At 54.6% G+C, this 19,027-nt stretch carries 15 protein-coding genes; 5 read left to right on the top strand and 10 right to left on the bottom strand.

All coding sequences use genetic code 11. The features are described 5' to 3' along the window. Positions 1-45 precede the first annotated feature (45 nt). The gene (locus tag ACR3FE_RS23160) at positions 46-1,185 is read left to right on the top strand and encodes an aromatic ring-hydroxylating oxygenase subunit alpha (protein WP_458210180.1); all 1,140 of its coding nucleotides are present in this window, start codon (positions 46-48) and stop codon (positions 1,183-1,185) included. Between the two features lie 70 nt (positions 1,186-1,255). Further along, on the top strand, positions 1,256-1,615 hold the full coding sequence (locus ACR3FE_RS23155; RefSeq protein ID WP_458210178.1) for a hypothetical protein: 360 nt from the start codon (positions 1,256-1,258) through the stop codon (positions 1,613-1,615). A gap of 118 nt (positions 1,616-1,733) precedes the next feature. Here the strand turns inward: ACR3FE_RS23155 and ACR3FE_RS23150 are convergent, their stop codons facing one another. The 3 genes from ACR3FE_RS23150 to ACR3FE_RS23140 form a co-directional block, all read right to left on the bottom strand. Further along, positions 1,734-2,387 (bottom strand): helix-turn-helix domain-containing protein, encoded by a 654-nt coding sequence (locus ACR3FE_RS23150; protein ID WP_458210176.1) that lies wholly within the window; start codon positions 2,385-2,387, stop codon positions 1,734-1,736. A 347-nt stretch (positions 2,388-2,734) separates the two neighbouring features. Further along, a complete protein-coding gene (locus tag ACR3FE_RS23145; RefSeq protein WP_458210174.1) occupies positions 2,735-3,556 on the bottom strand; it encodes a transcriptional regulator TbsP domain-containing protein in 822 nt (273 codons plus the stop codon). Positions 3,557-4,439: 883 nt separating this feature from the next. Further along, the gene (locus tag ACR3FE_RS23140) at positions 4,440-5,711 is read right to left on the bottom strand and encodes a Cdc6/Cdc18 family protein (RefSeq protein WP_458210173.1); all 1,272 of its coding nucleotides are present in this window, start codon (positions 5,709-5,711) and stop codon (positions 4,440-4,442) included. A gap of 1,210 nt (positions 5,712-6,921) precedes the next feature. On the opposite strand from ACR3FE_RS23140, the gene ACR3FE_RS23135 reads away from it, so the two are divergent. From ACR3FE_RS23135 to ACR3FE_RS23125, 3 genes are all read left to right on the top strand, one after another. Further along, positions 6,922-8,370 carry a carotenoid oxygenase family protein gene (locus tag ACR3FE_RS23135; RefSeq protein ID WP_458210171.1) on the top strand — a complete coding sequence of 483 codons (1,449 nt, stop codon included), beginning with the start codon at positions 6,922-6,924 and terminating at the stop codon, positions 8,368-8,370. A gap of 477 nt (positions 8,371-8,847) precedes the next feature. Next, positions 8,848-9,717 carry a ParA family protein gene (locus tag ACR3FE_RS23130; RefSeq protein WP_458210169.1) on the top strand — a complete coding sequence of 290 codons (870 nt, stop codon included), beginning with the start codon at positions 8,848-8,850 and terminating at the stop codon, positions 9,715-9,717. Continuing rightward, positions 9,714-10,139 carry a DUF7970 domain-containing protein gene (locus ACR3FE_RS23125; protein WP_458210167.1) on the top strand — a complete coding sequence of 142 codons (426 nt, stop codon included), beginning with the start codon at positions 9,714-9,716 and terminating at the stop codon, positions 10,137-10,139. Before ACR3FE_RS23130 ends, ACR3FE_RS23125 begins: the two co-directional genes overlap by 4 nt. A gap of 158 nt (positions 10,140-10,297) precedes the next feature. On the opposite strand, the gene ACR3FE_RS23120 is transcribed toward ACR3FE_RS23125, so the two are convergent. The 7 genes from ACR3FE_RS23120 to ACR3FE_RS23090 form a co-directional block, all read right to left on the bottom strand. After that, entirely contained in the window at positions 10,298-11,671 is a 1,374-nt protein-coding gene (locus ACR3FE_RS23120) for a cytochrome D1 domain-containing protein (protein WP_458210165.1), read from the bottom strand. Positions 11,672-11,681: 10 nt separating this feature from the next. Continuing rightward, positions 11,682-12,155: a plastocyanin/azurin family copper-binding protein gene (locus ACR3FE_RS23115; RefSeq protein ID WP_458210163.1), complete on the bottom strand. Its 474-nt coding sequence runs from the start codon at positions 12,153-12,155 to the stop codon at positions 11,682-11,684. Between the two features lie 488 nt (positions 12,156-12,643). Further along, entirely contained in the window at positions 12,644-12,862 is a 219-nt protein-coding gene (locus tag ACR3FE_RS23110; RefSeq protein ID WP_458210161.1) for a DUF8119 family protein, read from the bottom strand. 133 nt (positions 12,863-12,995) lie between these two features. Beyond that, positions 12,996-14,690 (bottom strand): sodium:solute symporter family transporter, encoded by a 1,695-nt coding sequence (locus ACR3FE_RS23105; RefSeq protein WP_458210159.1) that lies wholly within the window; start codon positions 14,688-14,690, stop codon positions 12,996-12,998. Beyond that, on the bottom strand, positions 14,687-15,118 hold the full coding sequence (locus ACR3FE_RS23100) for a DUF4212 domain-containing protein (protein WP_458210158.1): 432 nt from the start codon (positions 15,116-15,118) through the stop codon (positions 14,687-14,689). The genes ACR3FE_RS23105 and ACR3FE_RS23100 overlap by 4 nt, the downstream gene beginning before the upstream one ends. Positions 15,119-15,165: 47 nt before the next feature. Then, positions 15,166-17,148 (bottom strand): acetate--CoA ligase, encoded by a 1,983-nt coding sequence (gene acs, locus ACR3FE_RS23095; protein ID WP_458210156.1) that lies wholly within the window; start codon positions 17,146-17,148, stop codon positions 15,166-15,168. Positions 17,149-17,324: 176 nt separating this feature from the next. Beyond that, a complete protein-coding gene (locus ACR3FE_RS23090) occupies positions 17,325-18,950 on the bottom strand; it encodes a bacterio-opsin activator domain-containing protein (protein ID WP_458210155.1) in 1,626 nt (541 codons plus the stop codon). Between the last annotated feature and the right edge of the window lie 77 nt (positions 18,951-19,027).

Genomic DNA, 19,027 nt, shown 5'->3' with positions numbered 1-19,027 from the left:
TATCTGCGACCAACATTTATCGAGGGGAATGAGGACTGTTCGCACATGACGCGGTGGAACGACGGTCGAGCCCAAACGGAGCCGGTGAGTCCCGACATCACGGACAAAAGCAACGCACTGCCAGCGAAGTACTTCACCGACCCGGAGGTGTGGGAGATGGAGAAAGAGAAGGTGTTCTCGCGGTACTGGGTCTACGCAGGTCACGCGAACAGCATCGAACAGCCGGGCGATTTCTTCACGCACACCGTGGGTGATAAACAGGTCATCGTCGTCCGCGACCACGACGATTCCGTCCGGGCATTCTTCAATGTCTGCGCACATCGGGGCTCGAAGATGGTCGACGACACTCCCATGACTGACCCCGGCAACGCACGCCGCATCCAGTGTCCGTACCACCTCTGGACGTACGACCTCGACGGAACGCTTTCGAACACCCCGAACAGCTTCGAGGAAGCGAGTTTGAACCCAGACCTCGAAGACCACGATGTCCAGGAGTTCGACGCGGAAGAGAACGCACTCATGGAAGTCCGAACGGACACCATCGGGCCATTGGTGTTCATCAACTTCGACGACGACCCGATTTCGCTCGACGAGCAGGCTGGCAAGATGAAGACGGAACTCGAATCACTTCCACTCGGTGAGTACGAACACGCCCGTCGCATCGTCTCCGAGGTCGAATGCAATTGGAAGGTCTTCGGTGGCAACTACTCGGAGTGTGATCACTGCGAGGCCAACCACCAGGATTGGATCACGGGCATCTCGCTCGACAGGTCTGAACTCGAAGTCAACGACTACCACTGGGTTCTCCACTACACCCACGAGGAGGACATCGAATCGGACATGTCGCTCCACGACGAGCACGAAGCCCGGTTCTACTACATGTGGCCGAACTTCACGGTGAACATGTACGGAACCGCAGACGGGTACGGAACCTACATCATCGACCCGATCGACGAACAACGGTTCAGCCTCGTCGCCGACTACTTCTTCAAGGACCCCGACCTGAGTGACGAAGAAGAGCGGTTCATCGAGACGAGTCGCCAACTGCAGGAAGAGGACATCGAGTTGGTCGAACGGCAGTATGAGGGCCTGAAGATGGGCGCACTCGCACAGGCACAACTCGGGCCGAACGAGCACACGGTTCACAAACTTCATCGACTGGCACAGGAGGCGTACAACGCCTGAACGATCGTTGACCGACGGTTCAGAAATACTCAGGGCCCTTCGAACCTCGATTCCACCAGATCCAAACACAATGAGCCAGCAAAACCAGTCAAGCTTCGTCGTCTCGTGCCCCGACTGTCGCGTGCAGAAAGAAGTCGATCAGCCGAACGACGCGATAGCGTTCTACCGGCGACACACCAAGCTGACCGGTCACGATATCGAGTGGGTGCACGCCGATTTCGAAGAAGAGGACGTTCCGACCGAGGGAGATGTCAAGGCGGTCATCGAGACGTTGGAGCACCGTTTCGAAGACGGTGTCCCGATCGGCGTCATCGCCGCTGCGAAGAGTTTGCAGGGCGCTACGATCGACGAGACCCTCTCAGAGATCCGAACGCTTCGGATGAAAGGTGAACTGTACGAACCGAAAGACGACCACATCAGCGCGACGTGAAACAGACCGTTCAAAGGAGGCAGACCGTTCGTATCACGGAGTGCTCGCGACACTGGCCACCCGTTTCTGATGACTTTCGGTGCGTTTTCGACCCGATTGGTATTTTTCCAATTTCGATTCACTCTTCGATAAGGATCGCCCGAATCAGTTCGTCCATTCCACGGCGAAGGCGGCCACCCACGGCGGTCGGTGAGATTTCGAGTTGGTCTGCGAGGTTTTCGAGGGACGTGTCACGGGGCTCCTTGAAATAGCCTTGTTCGTATGCCGCTACCAACGCGGTTCGTTGGGCCTTCGTCAGCTTCATCGGCTGGCCGACCATCAGTTCGTCCTGTCGATACATCCTGGCCAGCTCGAACGAGATACATTCGTTCTCACAGAAATCAACGAGCGTGGCGAGCGCGTCACGGTCGGGAAGTTGAAGCTTGACGGCCCAGTTTCGCCGGTTGCTCTCCGCTTCGATCATCAGCCCACCCACTTCTATCGTCTTCGGTGAGATCAACTTCGTCTCGTCAGTATGACACAGTCGATACAGGCGAGTTATCCCGGAGTTGGAGACGAGAAGTGATTTCTCGACCGTATGGTCGTCATCGAGTGCTTGCTCGAACGACTCGAACACACCCTCCTCGTTTTTGACGAGGAAGAAGAACATCCCGGTCTCGGGGTCGGTCGCCGAATGTGGGACGACCTGAATCGAGTAATCGGTGACTGTCCTGATCGTCGGTATCAGTGCAAGGTCGGGATGAGCGATATCTGCAACGACTATCAAACTCATCTCGCATACCCCCGCTGTGAAACGGCTGAACGAGAGAGCGTGTTTCGAGTTTCGATCGGAGAGGAGATGATGCTACGAATACTATAATTGGGGGAGAGCAGGGTAATGGAGGAGAAGCCGTGATGAGGTGTGGTGACTGTTGGGCAAATAGAGGTGGTGGTTGGAGCATGAACGACCTTGGTATGGTTGCTCATAACATTCACATGAATGTAAACCACAGATTTAATCGTTAGCTTAATCTGCTTGACGTTCTATGAATGAGATTCCATCGTAATTGTTGATATCACAACAGAGAATGAAACCCATCAACCGATTCGACGTAAGGGGTCGCTGGAAAACGAGGGGGATTAGTCGAGTGGATTTAGTGCAACTTCTGCCAACTCGGTGGTATCGGCTGTTTTTAGTTCCTCGTTATTGAATTTCAAACGTTGTCTTGGACGGCCCACCTGAACTGGAACTTTTTCGGTTCCGACGAGACCCGCCGATTCCAACTCGGTCTTCATCCGAGAGATGGAGGCTGGACTCGCGATTCCAACGTCTTCGCCCCAGCGCCGCAACTCGTAGAGTTGAAGTTCGTTTTTCGCAGCGACGAGAAGACTGATGATCGACGCGTCGAGTTCGGTTCTCGCGCCGCGAGCGGATTCGATCGATGCCAGGATGCCGTTGAAATCATCGGAAACTTCGTTCCCGAACTTTTCTTGTAACGAATCCTGAACAGCCGAGCGAGGTGGGGTACGTAGCGGGAATTCTGACGCTGCTTCCCATTGGGTGCTATAGAATTCGGAGGCAGTGGACACGAAGTCGCTTTCGTCAGTGACGAGCCCGCCGACCCCTGAGCCACCGAATACGAGAGCGACGAGTTCATCATCGGTGACCAGGAGTGAATCGTTCGGGATCGAGTCAGCAGCACGGATTTCGAGGGAGCCTGCTGCCACGAGATCGGCCACCAAACTGGCCAGGAAGAAATCGTTGCGTATCGATTTGAGCGTCGATTCGGATGCCAGTATCTGCGTTGGCGGACAGGAGTCTTCGAACTCCTCCACAGCACGAGTTAGTTTCTCGACCGTCTCCACGGACGGGTTGACCAGCATTCCACCATCGTACTCCGAGAAATAGTACTCGAAGATATCGGGTTGGTCGTATGCCAAAAGCGTCCATCGTTCGTTCATATATACACGAGAAAATCATATCAGCATTATAAACATATGGGTTTTGTTAATAAAATACTAGTGAAAGAAACCGATTAGAATGCCGATAGGGGAGACCAGAGTGGCGTAGAGGAAAAATTCCGAATCGGTCAATTTATATTAGTCAATAAAAATTAATAGTTGATAACCAACCACGAGTGATGTCGAACCGTAGTATCCGATCGATGAATCGGTGTCCAATCAACCTGATCTGCGAAACGATGATCCAACGAGTCCGCCAAACCTTCTACTACTGGTTTTCTACTCGTACTGAACTGACCTTCCAAACAGCACCCCTGGGCAGTATTTCTGAGCAAACACACTGCCCAGTCACACTGTCCAATAATACTAACGAGTAATTCTAACCAACAATATTGAACAGGCATGCCAGCAATACTGGCCTGGCATACCTAACAGAGATGCTGGATAGAACCACTGAGAAAATTATCGGACAGTAATTCTAAAAAATAATATCGAGCAATAGCTCTGCGGAACGATCCTCGATAGTAAAATTGAACAATGCCATCAAGCAGTCGTGTCACGTGAAATCGGCGACCGAGAATCATCTGCAGAAACATAGAAAGACTGCAGTGAACGAGTTGCTGGAAAGTGATGAAGACTGAATCTGCTATAAAAAAACGGTGAGTGATTGTGCTGGACAGTACTGTTAAATGACCATACCAAACAGAGGTGTTATTCGGTTCTACCAAGCAGTAAATATAGACAGTTGTAACAGGCAGTGATTTTATTCGGTATTACTGGACAGAGTTATCCGACAGTGATTATGAACAGCAGCGTAGGATGTGAAACCCTGGTTTCTTACTGGCGAGCAGTAGTAACCATCATCTCTTCACTGTGCGCCTGATCAATCTATCTCGTCGAACCGACTGTCTCGAAGTACAGATTTGAGGACGACACCCGTGTCCTGAACCAGTCGATGTTCGAGATAGCTCCCTTGCCCACGCCCACCGCCGGTTCGCGTCGATTCGACGACGCCGAGAAACGCCTGCTCTTTGAGTAGTTCGTAGACCCGGTGTTCGCTGAGAACGTTCGCATTGAGCTGTTTACAGGTCTTCGTGTACTGTTCGTAGATCCGGCTCGTCGAGAACTCGTCCTCACGGTTTTCCTTGGTCAGAAGCGCAAGCGCATAGAGGATGAACTTCACCTGCGTCGTTGAGCCGCGAAGTAGCTCCTCGAAACGGTCGACCTCCGCCCATTCCTGCGCGTTCCGGACGTGCTCTTCGGTGATCTTGCCGTCGCCCTGTCGTTCCGCGAGTTCACCAGCATGACGAAGGATCTCGATCGCTTTGCGCGCGTCACCGTGTTCTTGCGCTGCGAATGCCGCGGTAAGTGGGATAACGTCGTCAGTCAGCACATCCTCCTTGAAAGCGTCACGTCGGTGCCCCATGATTTCCCGGAGCTGATTCGCGTCGTATGGCTGAAAGACGAACTCCTCTTCACGAAGGCTGCTTTTCACACGCTCGTTGAGCCGGTTTCGATACTCGATCTTGTTACTGATCGCGACGATACCGAGATGGGAATCGACCTTCCCGGACTCCCGTGCACGTGAGAGTTGCATGAGCACGTCGTCCGTTTCGAGACGGTCGACCTCGTCGAGGATGATGAGCACGGCATCGTAGCATTTGTCGAGAATCTCCCAAAGATAGTCGTAGTACTCCCCACTTCCGATTCCAGTGCGAGGAATCGACAGATCGGTCATAACCTCGTCGTTCAGCGAGCGTGTGATCGTCCGAGCGACACGGGTATGGGTATCGTGTTGTGCACAATCGACGTACACGGTTCCAACTGCCACATCCCGAGCAGCTGCTGCCTGTCGCGCGCGCTCGGTGACGTGCCGTGTCACGAGTGACTTTCCAGTTCCCGTCTTGCCGTAGATCATGACGTTGTTCGGCGGTTCGGACTGGACGATGGGACGGATCTCGGCAGCGACGGATTCGATCTCCGTATCACGACCGACGATTCGCGTGCTCTCGGGAACGTGACCTACTTTCAGTAACTCCTTGCGCTCGAAGATCTGCGCAACGGAATCCTCCTCATCCACGCTGAAGAGTGGATCTTTGGCAGGATCTTCGAAGGAGTCACCGAAATCGGTGATCCGAGCCGGGTCATCGGGCATAAGACAAGCAGTGTTGGCCTAGCACAAATAGTTACCCCCTCTCGAACCAGAGTGTAATTCGACCGTAAATTGCGGGGAGACACGCTGTAAGTCGTTTATCATGGTATCATCATCAAGACCACACCCAGAGTGTATGGCCGAATCCATGCGTAACACTGTATTCCACGACGTCAGAGAGGACACCCCCCATCAAGAGTGTAAACCGAGGATTCCACGTTTCGCTACAGGTTTCTAACGGCACCCCTCGTCCTGAGTGTAACTCGAACGAATCAGAGTCGCTGATCAAAACGACGAAAGCCACACCGAGAGGCGGAAGTCGGGAAATGGAACGAAGAGATATGCAATACTTATAGTGCAATTATAGAATTAGTGAAATAAATACTGGTGAGAGAGTTGATGGTTAGCACCTATCGTTGGAAGGTGTCTTCAGAAACCGTTGACTCACACACCCCTTGTCCAGAGTGTATCGTCGAGGGCGTGTTGCGGTCGAGATGAAGGGTCGTTTCTTTCAGATCGATTCCCGAATTTACGATGGTTACCGCTACTGAGACATCGTTTGATGTCTCGGTAGATGAGAGAATATTCAGGTCGTTTTCGACGTATTTGACCGATTCGAATGCAACCAGAGACGAATAGCCGTATTCGTCTCAACTTAGGACGAATAGTACTTGGGGAACTTTTTGCCGTTATAGTATTTAAACTTACCGAAAGCATAGTTGATGGTTACCCCAACGTCATCAGTTGGTTATCTATCGTTTAAATCGTATCCATCCATTTTGGCTGAACTATCGAATTCGAGTTCTACAGACCATCTAATGCTATTTTACCGGATTGAATATCGAATACGGCCTACAGTCACGCTCCGACAACAAAACAGACCTTTTTCGTTACACTCTGGACGAGGGGTGTGTCTCTACAAACTCTTTCTCGAATCTGGGTCCCGCCAACTCACCTCACACAACATCTCGTTACACTCTGGACGAGGGGTGTCTCTAACACGGAAAGGGCCCAACACCGGAAGGATGGAGGATGCAACAACACTGGAAACGAATCACCGAGCAATATCACTACCACTGAAGTCTAACTCGACTTATATCCGCTAGCAAGTCGATCTGCCTGAAGATCAGTGCCACCCGGCAGTTTATCCAGAAATAGCGCGATGGCCGAAATGTTCTCGACAATCGCCACTGTCGAATGGGTCGAACGTCGTATGGCAACGCAGTACCCACCTGGGTTTCACTCGCTCACGAACGAGACACAGTCAGCACTCTCGGTCGACGGCACGCTTCCGGAGTGGATTTCTGGAACACTCGTTCGTAATGGCCCAGGGGCATTCGAACTCGGAGAGACGACGGTCGACCACTGGTTCGATGGATTTGCGATGCTCCATCGGTTCACGTTCAACGACGGAATCACCTACCAGAATCGATTTCTTCGAACCGACGCGTACGCTGCTGCGCTGGATGGCACGTTCGAGGGTGGGTTTGCAACCGGCAAGACGTCCTTTTTCGAGCGCCTGAAATCGTTTCTCTTCGAGAAACCCTACGACAATACGAACGTCATCACCGAGCGGGTCGGGAGACACTATCTAGCCCTCACTGAAACTCCACGCTGGGTCGAGTTCGATCCAACCACACTCCAAACACTCGGCGATCTCCAGTACGACGGCCCCGAACCCAACGGTCGACTCGCCTGCGCGCACATGAATCGGGATATCGACACTGGTTCGATGGTCAACTTCGAGACCGAGTTCGGGAGAACGAGTTCGTACCACGTTTACGCGATGGCGAGTCCGACCGACCGAGACCATATCTGTTCAGCCGCTGTCGATGAGCCAGCGTACATGCACAGCTTTGCTTTGACCCCTCACTACGTCGTTCTCACGGAGTTTCCCTTCGTCGTCGATCCGATCGACTTTCTCCGCCCAGGAAATCAAGACCCGTTCATCGAGAACTTCGAGTGGAAACCCGAACGAGGAACGCGATTTCTCGTCATCGATCGAGAGAAAGGACATATCATCGCCGAACCCAAAACGGACGCGTTCTTCGGTTTTCACCACGTCAATGCGTACGAGGTCGAATCCACTCACGAAACCGACACGGAACTCGTCATCGATCTCGAAACGGTGCCGGATACGGTTTCACTCGACGCCCTCTATCTCGACGAACTCCGATCGGGTGATCTCGGCGTTTTCGGCGGCCGGTTGGAACGGTTCCAAATCCATCTCGACGAAACAGACAGCGCGACGATTTCCCGTGAGATGTTGTACGAGGGGGGGACAGCATTACCGACCGTCTCGCCAGCACGGTGGTGTCACGAACATCGATACGTCTACGCGCAAGGCACCGACCAACCGGTAACGGAATGGCCACGCGCAATCCTCAAGATCGATACCGAGACGGGCACTGTTTCGGAGTTCTCCGACAGGGAGAACCACTTCAGCGAGCCGATTTTCGTCCCACGACCAGAAGGAGCAACCGAAGACGACGGTGTCGTCCTCACTGTCGCACTCGATGTCGATGCTGAACGCTCCTGGTTAGTCGTCCTCGATGGTTCGTCATTTACGGAACTTGCACGAGCTTCCCTTCCACATCCGATTCCGTTCGACTTTCACGGGCGATTCTTCCCCGAAGTCGAGGATAACTGGGTGCCATACTGATCGAAGGACGATTTGTCTACATTCGACGGGAATACTGAACAGTATCAATGATTGGTATTGCTGAGGGATAATACTGAACAGTACTTTAATTCAGTAACACTGGATGAGGGGTGATGAAGCAACACTATCTGGTATGACTACGAAGTATTCTCACACAGTATGATCCTCTGGATGGTACATTTTGAGCGTACTGAACGGTATTACTAGTCAGTATGCCTGCTCTGAATGGCTACCAGAATTCATCATTCAGATACTCTCATACTCCATTGAAAGCGAATAGCGGAACACAGATTGGCATCTTTCTCACCGGATTCTATCCTCACTATCTGTGATCTCCCCTCGATCTCGGCGATCAGCAACCACGTTCTTTCTGTCTAGCAATACTATTCAATCACACTGCCCAGTATGACTGGATAGACTTACTGGCCAGTTCGTCTGACGAGTCTTTTTATACCTCGACTGCCATGTGACCGATACATGATTTCATACACCGTCTGGTCGGAGGCCGGAGGTGTCGGAAAAACGACGCTCTCGGTGAACCTGGCCGCCGCTCACGCACGACAGGGCCAACGCGTCCTCGCGATCGACATGGATCCGCAGAACGGTGGACTGACACACCACTTTGGTGCCGAAGATCACCGCGAAGATCCGGAAGTCGATAACCTCGTTCGGCATATGGTCGAACGACCGAAAGGCGACTTTTCGGATCTCATCGTCGAGGCCGAAGAGAACATCAACCTCGTCCCTGGTCATAATATGCTCGAATCGCTTGAACGCAACCTGACCAGGGCCGCCCAGATGGAAGAAGACATGCACGACGCGAACTACCGATGGCCGAAAGAGAAACAACTTCGACGCGTGCTGGCCGAGGCGGATGTCCCATCGAACTACGATGTCCTGATCATCGACCCGCCTGCAACGGTCGGCCAGCACATCTACAACTCGATCTACGCCACGTCGAACCTCCTTATTCCCGCCGAACTCTCGGCGAAAGGTTCACAGAGTGTCGACGGACTGCGGGACGTGGTCACGAACATCGAAAACACGCTCGGCGATATCGAAGTCGGCGTCCTCGGCGTCGTCCCGAACAAGGTGGGGAACACGAACGTGCAACGTGAGTACCGCGAGAAGTTAGGCAAACAAGACCTTCCTATCGCGCCGGTCTCCATCCGAGAACGTGGGTCGATGCTCGGCGATTCCTGGGATAGCCAAGTCAGCATCTTCGAACTCGCTGAAAACGACGAATACCGCGATCTTCGGGAGTACGAAGAAGAGACGCTGAGGAAGTTCGACCAACTCGCGACGTACATTGCCAAACAGTTCGACCAACCGGAGGTCACAGCATGAAATCTGGCGCATCCGATCCCTTCGCAGACGATTCATCGGAAGAACATGAATCCGAAGAAGACGAGCCGACGGCGACTAGAGAAGGAGATTCGACAGAAACGGATTCCCAGTCGCAGTCCGAAACACAGACGGAACAGTCTGACGAGACAGTCTCATCGAGCAGTAATACCGATCGGATCAATCGGGCAGATCTGCCACTCACGCTTCGTCGTGATACCGTCAAAGACGAACGAGAGAATGTCCATCAGCTATTCGTCCAGGACAGCACGAACGACCGTGCGAAGGACGCAGAACGAGATCTGGAGACGCTCGTTGGCGAGGACGTATATCGGCTCGATGCTCGTGAAGCGATCTATCTGGCTGGAATGCAGAATCTGGGAGACGCAGCAGAAATCCTCCGTGAATGGGGATACGACCTCTGAAGAGATCGCATAGCATCCCCGCGAGAACGAAGAAAACTCTGAACTATACACTGTATCTCGCTATATCTTTCTTGCATACTGATTTCGACCTCGCACACCGAGCCCGTCCTCACGAGAGCATTCCAACGCTCGATACTGGGAAACCGATGTCTCCGTTTTCAGTGACCCTTAGCACGGCGAGCAGGGAATTTACCGGTCGGTGTGCTAAAGCCGTCGATAGTAGTGACGTGATCACCGGTGCTGGAGTTCAACACGACCAATTTACCGGCATCCCAGAGGCTGAGATACACCTGAGATCCGTCGCTGGTGAAGATAGGATGTAATGACCGACCCGTTCCCCACTGACTGCAGTCGACTTTGAAAGCGACTTCGAGGGTTTCAGGGTCGATTGCGTACACGAGCGAGTTCTTTCCGTCAGAGTCGAATAGGACGTCTGCCCAGACGTAATCGCTTCGGGGATGATTGCGGATAAATAGACCACTACCGGGAACATCGATCGATTTGATGACCTCGAAATTCACGAGATCCCAAACCGTAACCTTTGGTGCTCCCATGTGCGTCGTGTACGCGCGCATCCGTTCGGCGTCGACTGCACCGGGACCAGGGTGTGGAACTTTCGAAGAATCGATGGTCGTTGCCAGCTCCCGCTTTTTCGTATCGATGACTCCCAGTACGTTGTCGTCTTGCGAGGCGACGAAGAAATACCGGCCGTTCGGGCCGAAGAAGCCATCGTGGAGGCCATCCGCTACGTAGAAGTCCGCGACGACAGGGAAGTCCTTCTTGGTGTAGTCGACCATCTGTATGCGTCCGGCCTCGTGCAATGCATACAGAAACAGTCCCTCGTTCTCGACGTCGTAAAGGGTATGAACCTGACTCGGTGTCGACTTTCCGTTTGCATTCTTGCCGGACGTCGCCATCACCGTTTCTGGAGACATGTCTTTCGTATTGGCGATGAACAACTGCTTTGGGTTGTAGAAGCCACTTGCCACGTATCGGTCGTCGTTGGAAATCGCAAGTCCCCGGGCGCTCACCCCCGCTCGAACCCTGGAAACGCGATTGAACCCGTAGAGATCGAGCTTGTACATCCATCCCTCTCGGGACACCGTGTACGCGTAGGCACCCTCTCGACCTCCCTTGGCGAGCGAACCCGGAAAGTCAGCAAAGTGGATCGCCCGCCCGACATCGTCGATTCTGGCGATTCGCTCGTGATTTACCATATCGACGATAGCCACCGACTCGTTTTCGCGTTCGATGACGACCATGAGTTCCATCAGATCGACGTCGTGCTGAGGTGATGTCGGTAACTCGTCTTCCGGCATCAGGACGTCGTGGCGCGGCTGTTCGTGATACGGCGGTGTGGTCGTCTTCTGTATCGACGTTCTCGTCCGCGTCGTCGTTGTCTGTCTGCCTGAACTCGGGCCGGACGAACACCCGGCTAGAATGGCGCTGGATATGGTTGCACCGACCATTCCGACGAACTTTCGTCGAGAGGTCGTCGATTTCGTGGAGGTCTCTTTCTCTATAATCATCATGTTGCTGCCGTCATTCAGTTACTTTGACCGTTCCTTTATCGCCGAACATCTCGTGTGGAATGCAGAAATATTCGTACGTGCCGGACACCTCGAAGGTGTGTTCGTAAGTTTCACCAGCTGCGAGATCTCCGCTATCGGGCTCACCGGCTGCATACGAATCACGAGCAGTTTGCTCGGAGTCGAACCCTCCCGAAGCGAAATACTCCGCCTTCTCCGGAATTTTGTCTTCGTAGGCGGTGACCGAGTGCCCGGCTCTCCCGACGTTCTTCCAGACGACCGTTTCGCCCTTTGCAATGGTAACTGTCGCCGGTTTGAAAACATTGTTGTCGTTCGTCACGACCTTGTGAGTCGAACTGCTCAGTGTCGTCGACGTGGTCTTACCGCTGCTGTCACTCGAACACCCCGCCAGCGCGAGGCTGAGTGACAACGTGCCGATGGCTCCGAAATTTCGGAGGAAATCCCGTCTTGTGTTATCATGTGTCATATTTGGTTCATTAGCGGAGATTATCTCGCACAACGTCGTTTGTCCCGTACTGTCCACGTTGCAACCCGAGCGTGACCCAGGGCGCTGCCGTCGTCTTGTTGGTCGAACTATCTCTGTCTAAAATATCAATTAGATTCGGATAGCTTGCTGTCACCAACGTGCTTTCAAACGTCAGCCTGCTCAACGTACTTGTAAAGGTCGGAGAATTTTCCTTCTGCACCTTGGAGAACGTAATTCCGGTACTGGAAGGGTTCAATCGTGGCAACTGCTTTCTGATAACGCTTTGGCAATTCCAGAACTTGTTGTTGATTCTCATGTAACAAATGTACAGTACTCGATGCTCGAACCAATACGTTGCTTCCAACATGTTAGCTAAATCTGCAATAATTAAATGTATTTTATATAAATTGAATGGAAATAGGAAATCACTGTCGGACGAAAGGGTGTCTATTGTTCTGTTTGGCTCCCATTCGTCCACGAAGGGATATTCATTCGTGGTTCTGTTTCACCACCTCAAGCGAACCAAAGAAGCCGTAGTAAGCAACAACACCTCCGAACATCGCCAGATAGTAGGCCCACTGCGGACTGCCCAGCGTGCCGAAAATGATCGAGACGATGGACACCCATGCCAGAGCAAACACGAGATCGACGAACATACCCGAACGGTTCTCGCGGATGTGTTCGTCGAGATTTTCAACGAGACTCACTGTTCGCCTCCTCGTGGGTGATCATGGATTTGCAACCTCCGTTTTCGTCGAGGATAATTGGTGGAGGACGGCTCCACCGCTACGTCCGCAACGTAACTGCCGTGGGTCGTGGGTAGAACGTGTTCGTCCATCATTAGTCGTCTGCAGAGGTTGTGCCGCCGTCGGTCGCTGCGACCTCTTCTGCGGACTGCATCTTCGACATCGGTTCGGGGCTGTGGCACTGCCGAACCAATCGTTTGGTATGCATGTCCGGTTCGTCAGTTATCAGCGAAACGCCGATGGTGATCGTGAACACGATCGGGACGCCAACCAGCGACGAGGCAAGGGCTGGCAGCCACTGCGCGAGGAACGGTGAGATGACACCGTCGGCACCAGCCATTCCGGCGAAGATGCCATAGCTCGGGAGAACCTCGTTAATCATCGGGATGAACCAGATGATCAGGCCGGTCGTCATACCGGCCAAGGCACCCTGCCGATTGGTGTTCTCCCACCAGAGCCCGAGGAAGAACATCGGGAACAGAACCGTGCCCGCCAGTGAGAACGCGTAGGACACCAGCGCAGCGATGGGTGCAGCAGGATTCAGCGCAGCCAGCGTCGTGATGACGCCCAGCGCGACGATACTCAGGCGTCCTACGAGCACCTGTTGGCGTTGGGTCGCCTCTGGGTTGATGATGTTCGCGTAGATGTCGTGAGAGATCGCGGACGAGCCGGCGATGAACAGTCCGGCGACTGTCGCGATCGCGGCAGAGATTCCGCCCGCGGCCACCAATCCGACGAACCACTGGGGTAATCCAGCCAGTTGCGTCGCCAGCACGACGATGACGTCGGCGGCAGCACTACTCATGCCGGGATTACCGTACACAGCGCCGATACTCTTGGCGTAGAGGTCGGTTCCAAACGCCGCGAACGCCGGGGCCGAGAGGTACAACAGGCAGATGAAAAACAGGCCCCAAACCGTCGACCAGCGAGCAGTGCGCTCGTTTTCGACGGTATAGAACCGAACAAGGACGTGGGGTAGGCCACAGGTCCCGACCACTAACGTGAATGCCGTCGCGATCCAGAGGTAGTAGCTCCCACTGACGAAGGGTTCGCTGAATTCACTGCTGAGTTGGCTGAACAGCGCGCCGTATTCGATATGTGGCAGTGCCGTCGAATACCCCTGTGAGAAGCCGACAGCGTAGAGTCCGGCCAGGAACGCAACGATGAGGATGGTGTACTGGATTGCCATGTTCTTCGTGGCACCCAGCATCCCCGACAGCGTCAGGTAGCCGACGGTGATCGCCATCATCAGGATAACCATCGACTGGTAGCCACTCATGCCGGGGATACCGATGTCACCGAAGATGTACAGACCGACCAGCCCCATTCCACGGGCCTGTCCGATGGCATAAACGAACCCGATAAGGAACGTCGTGGTGGCCGCGATGGCACGAGCGGCATCAGAGTTGAAGCGGTCTCCAACGAAGTCTGGTGCTGTGTACTTCCCGAACCGGCGCATCTGTGCGGCTAAGAAAATAAGCAGGATGAAGTAGCCGGTCGACCAGCCGACGACGAACGCTAACCCGTAGAACCCCGAGAGGGCGATGAGTGCTGCCATCCCGAGGTATGATGCGGCCGACATCCAGTTGGCACCGATGGCCATCCCGTTCTCGATGTTCCCGATGGATCGCCCGGCGACCCACATACTCTCGGTGTCGGCCACCTTGAAAACGTATCCGATGGCGAGAAACAGCGCGAGCATTGCCGTAACCAGGATGGCCGGCACGATCTTGAACGAGATATTGAGTCCTTCCGGTAGCAGCCCAGTCTGGAGGAAAACATCGATCATTCGACGTTCCCTCCGTCGGCTGCGACACCCTCACCACTACTCCGTTTCTCGGGAGTGCCGTGTTCGATTCCGTACTTCTGGTCGAGCCGGTCACGCTTCCGAGCGTACCAGAACGCGAGTAGCAGTGCGCCACCTGGTGCGCCGATGGCGACTAGGAAATAGTGCAGCGGAAAGCCGATGATGGGCAGTTGCGTCGTCATCATCTCCGGTGCGATTGCTGTCAACGTTACCGGGCCGAAGACAGTGAGTGCCCAGGCGATGAAGCCGATCCATATTACCCGTAGATGGTCACGCATGAACGGTGTACTAGGTTGGAGTAGATTCACTTCCTGGTTGAGATAGTCCGTGTTTCGGTGGGACTGTCTGGCTTGTGTGACGGTTCCTCCGTCCGTTTCGACGGTCGAATCTTGTGTGGTATTGTCTTCCATAGTATCGTATCTGCAGCGTGTGGTTTGTGTTCGAATACGATTCACTCTCAATCGGCCTGCACAGTCTGCTGAATCCCTCTGACAACGTCGGGGTTCCGCAGTGTGCTGGTGTTACCTAACTCGTCTCCGTTAGCGATGTCCTCCAGAAGTCGACGCATTATCTTACCAGACCGGGTCTTCGGAAGCTCGGGCGTGAAAATCACCTGCTCGGGCCGGGCGATGGAACCGATCGTCTCCTCGACGCCTGCGACGATACGCTCACGGAGTTCCTCGTTTTCTTCGTACTCGTCCTCGGTGATGACGTAGGCGTACACCGCCTCGCCCTTGATTTCGTGATTACCGCCGACGACGGCAGCTTCTGCGACGCCGTTCACGCCGACAATGGCGCTTTCGATCTCCATCGTCCCGAGGCGATGGCCGGAGACGTTGAGTACGTCGTCTACGCGCCCCAATATCGTAATATAGCCATCATCGTCTCTCTTCGCTCCATCTTCCGGGAAGTATACCCAATCCTCGGGATCGTCGGAGTCGGTATCGGAGTACTCGGCCCAGTACTCCTCGATATACCGTTCGTCGTTCCTGTAGAGCGTCCGAAGCATCCCCGGCCACGGCTTCTGCACAGTGAGATATCCAGCACGTCCGGCATCGACCGCTTCCCCGCCAGCATCGACGACCTGCACATCTAATCCGGGGAGGGGGAGACCAGCAGAGCCAGGTTTCATCTTGTCTACTCCGGGGAGCGTCGTAACCATGATGCCGCCCGTCTCTGTCTGCCACCACGTATCGACGACTGGACACGCCTCGTTGCCGATGTGCTTGTAGTACCACTTCCATGCTCGCGGGTTGATTGGCTCACCGACCGATCCGAGCAAACGGAGGCTCGAGAGGTCGTGCTGGTTGGGATAGTCCGAACCCCACTTCATGAACGCACGAATCGCCGTCGGCGCAGTGTAGAGCTGGCTCACGTCGTAGTCCTCGACGATCTCCCACAGGCGACCCTTGTCGGGATGATCGGGTGTCCCTTCGTACATCGTCGTCGTCGTTCCGAGTGCGAGGGGCCCATAGACGATGTAGGAGTGACCCGTGATCCAACCGATGTCGGCGGCACACCAGTAGGTGTCGTCGGGTTCGATGTCGAGCACCGCCTGCGAGGTCCACGTCACGTAGGAGAGGTAGCCTCCGGTCGTGTGTTTGACCCCTTTCGGTTGGCCGGTCGTACCGGAGGTGTACATCAAAAAGAGCATGTCCTCGGCGTCTCGCTCGACCGGGTCGACCACGGTTCCTTCTTGTTCGGCCACGAGGTCATCGTAGTCGTGGTGGTTCACGTCCATTGGGTGATCGTAATCGTCGATTCGATCCACAACCACGACGTCTTCGATGTCGTGTCCAACATCACCAAGGCCGTCGTCGGCCTTTGCTTTGTGTTCGAGCACCTCACCGCGCCGGTAGTAGCCGTCACATGTGACCAGATACTCGGAGTCGGCGGAATTCATCCGTGTGGCGAGTGCATCAGCTGAGAACCCGGCGAACACGACTGAATGAGGTGCACCGATGCGAGCACATGCCAACATCGCGATTGGCAATTCCGGCACCATCGGGAGATAGAGCGTGACGATGTCGTTTTCTTCGACGCCGAGATCGCGCAGCGCGCCAGCGAACTCGTTGACCTCGCGATGAAGATCGAGGAAGGTGTACGTGCGATTGTCTTCGTCGGTAGGTTCACTCACCCATTCGATGGCTACCTCGTCGCCACGATCATCGAGATGACGGTCGAGACAGTTAGTTGATGCGTTCAGCGTTCCACCGGTGAACCATTCATAAAACGGCGGGTTCGAGTCGTCCAGCACGTTCTCCCATCGCCGTTCCCAATCGAGCATCTCGGCGGCGGCCGTCCAGCAGTTGGGCCAGTTCTCCGCGAACGAATCGTAGACGCTCGGATTCGAGACATTCGCTTGCTTGTCGAACGATTCCGGTGGTTCGAACTCTTCTTGTTCGGCCAGCCGTGCTTCGAGTTCTACTTCCTCTGGCATGTGCACACGTGGCAAACAACAATATCCACATAAGCGGGCTAGCTAATTATCCCAAACGTCGAATCGAGTTCGGTTTCACGACTCTAACCGCGACGAGTCCTGAAAATTCGGCATTTCCAGCCGTTCTTGTTCGACCATGTAAGTTTTCGGCCAACTGCTCACATCGGGCTAGCTGTTTACCCCTTGGTTCCATCGAAAAACGCTGTCAACAATTTCTGCTGAGCCTTTCGGAGGTGGTTGTGGAGTGTCGGTGAGGAGATATCGAGTGTGTCAGCCAGCTCTTCCGCAGTCGAACTACGGGGCCACTCGTAATACCCGCCGAAATACGCCGCCTGTAGCGCCGTCTTCTGACGGTCTGTCAGCCGATCGTCCAGTCGTTCACGGAACCCTACCACCGTCTCGACCGGGCGTTCAATTTCCCGTTTCGCTGCCAGTCGCACATTCTGGAACGAACCGGTGACGGCGTCGACTGTTCTCCGGATGTCGGCATCACCACTGACTGTGGCAATTAGCGTTGCCGTGCCGTTCTCGGCAGTGATTTCGTGTATGCGACCGCCGCGTTTGACGATTTTACGGGATGGGGCAGTCGAGAGGACGATTTCCATGACGCCGCCACCGCCATGGTTCTCGACGAGGCGAACGTCCTTGACGACAGGATGGTCATTGGCGATCGATAGCGCTTCGGCCGCATCAGCACCTTCCACGGTGGCGAAACAAACAATAGAGTCGTCAGCAGGAACCATTCCCGAAAGCTGAATTCGGCAATCGAGGCTTGCCGATAGCGCCGCGAACACATCACGGTCGTCGCGGGAACGGAACTCCAGTTCGGTGACGATGTCTGCCACCAGTAGTCGCCTGTGGTCGACAATGGCCAACGCTTGACCGATCTGTCTGCCAAGCACGCCCAGCACGTCATGTTCGAGCGCGCTGAGATCAGTCTCCAGACCGATGGCGATGACACCAAAGCTACGGTCTCCGTGTATCAAGGGGATGTACGCGACCGCCCTTGCAGGAGAAGGGACGTCTTCCGTTCGAACCTGAACCTCGTGGGTTTCGACCACCTCCTGAACGGACTCGTTCACCAGTGTTTCGGCGCGTTCGGGGGAGATACCGTTGTTCGCACGGTAGACGAACTCTCCTTCGCCTGCCGCGAGCACAGCGAAATGATAGCCCTCGGAGTCCACGAGCCGTTTGCAAACGGCCTCTTCGACGGCTTGGCGAGTCTCAGCGTCCGCTAGCGCCTCCCCCACGTCGGTAACAACTGCCACCGTCCGCCGGAGGTGATTGTATGGCTGTCCACCAGCGAATGCCCCAGCGATGGTCTCGCGGTTCAGATCGGTCAACAGCGCGTTGAGGTTATCGAGGCGGTTCCATCCTCCGACCTTGCAAACGACGTGAAGAGGGACGCCTTCCCGAATGCGTGAGCGGGCGAAATACCGGTGGAGGTCGCGTGAGGAGAGATCGAGACCAGCGCGTTCTCCTACTTCAGAGACGAGCATCTGCAACCGGCGGCCCGTCACGTCGAATGGTCGTTCATCCTCACCGACGCCCTTCGCGTGCGAATATTTTCGGAGATCGTGCTCGACATCCGCTGGTAAATACGCCTCACGGTTCCCATCTCCCTCACGAACTAGCAGAAAATAGTGGTCACCGTGCTCCTCAACGTCGCTCAGGTACAGTCGAGCTATTTCCGACGGACGAACGCCGACTTCGCCTCCGAGTCTGATTACGAGATCCTCCCGATAGGTCTCGGTAGCACGCCGAAGTCGCTCGTAGTCGGCCTCGGTTACTTCGTCCGCCATCGTTTCGGTTGTCTGTACGAAAGCGAAATAAATTCTATGGTAGTATCAACCGGAATTGGCGGAAAATGAGTGGTCGA

The sequence above is a fragment of the Haladaptatus rarus genome (assembly GCF_054177585.1).
Note: the sequence above shows the minus strand (reverse complement) of the source record. Positions and strands in the feature narration are given on the sequence as shown.

Coding starts and splice junctions, on each gene's coding strand:
- ACR3FE_RS23120 (WP_458210165.1), bottom strand. CDS start 11,671: ATGATGATTATAGAGAAAGAGACCTCCACGAAATCGACGACCTCTCGA.
- ACR3FE_RS23100 (WP_458210158.1), bottom strand. CDS start 15,118: ATGGAAGACAATACCACACAAGATTCGACCGTCGAAACGGACGGAGGA.
- ACR3FE_RS23105 (WP_458210159.1), bottom strand. CDS start 14,690: ATGATCGATGTTTTCCTCCAGACTGGGCTGCTACCGGAAGGACTCAAT.
- ACR3FE_RS23135 (WP_458210171.1), top strand. CDS start 6,922: ATGGCAACGCAGTACCCACCTGGGTTTCACTCGCTCACGAACGAGACA.
- ACR3FE_RS23155 (WP_458210178.1), top strand. CDS start 1,256: ATGAGCCAGCAAAACCAGTCAAGCTTCGTCGTCTCGTGCCCCGACTGT.
- ACR3FE_RS23125 (WP_458210167.1), top strand. CDS start 9,714: ATGAAATCTGGCGCATCCGATCCCTTCGCAGACGATTCATCGGAAGAA.
- ACR3FE_RS23145 (WP_458210174.1), bottom strand. CDS start 3,556: ATGAACGAACGATGGACGCTTTTGGCATACGACCAACCCGATATCTTC.
- ACR3FE_RS23140 (WP_458210173.1), bottom strand. CDS start 5,711: ATGCCCGATGACCCGGCTCGGATCACCGATTTCGGTGACTCCTTCGAA.
- ACR3FE_RS23115 (WP_458210163.1), bottom strand. CDS start 12,155: ATGACACATGATAACACAAGACGGGATTTCCTCCGAAATTTCGGAGCC.
- ACR3FE_RS23130 (WP_458210169.1), top strand. CDS start 8,848: ATGATTTCATACACCGTCTGGTCGGAGGCCGGAGGTGTCGGAAAAACG.
- ACR3FE_RS23150 (WP_458210176.1), bottom strand. CDS start 2,387: ATGAGTTTGATAGTCGTTGCAGATATCGCTCATCCCGACCTTGCACTG.
- acs (WP_458210156.1), bottom strand. CDS start 17,148: ATGCCAGAGGAAGTAGAACTCGAAGCACGGCTGGCCGAACAAGAAGAG.
- ACR3FE_RS23160 (WP_458210180.1), top strand. CDS start 46: ATGACGCGGTGGAACGACGGTCGAGCCCAAACGGAGCCGGTGAGTCCC.
- ACR3FE_RS23090 (WP_458210155.1), bottom strand. CDS start 18,950: ATGGCGGACGAAGTAACCGAGGCCGACTACGAGCGACTTCGGCGTGCT.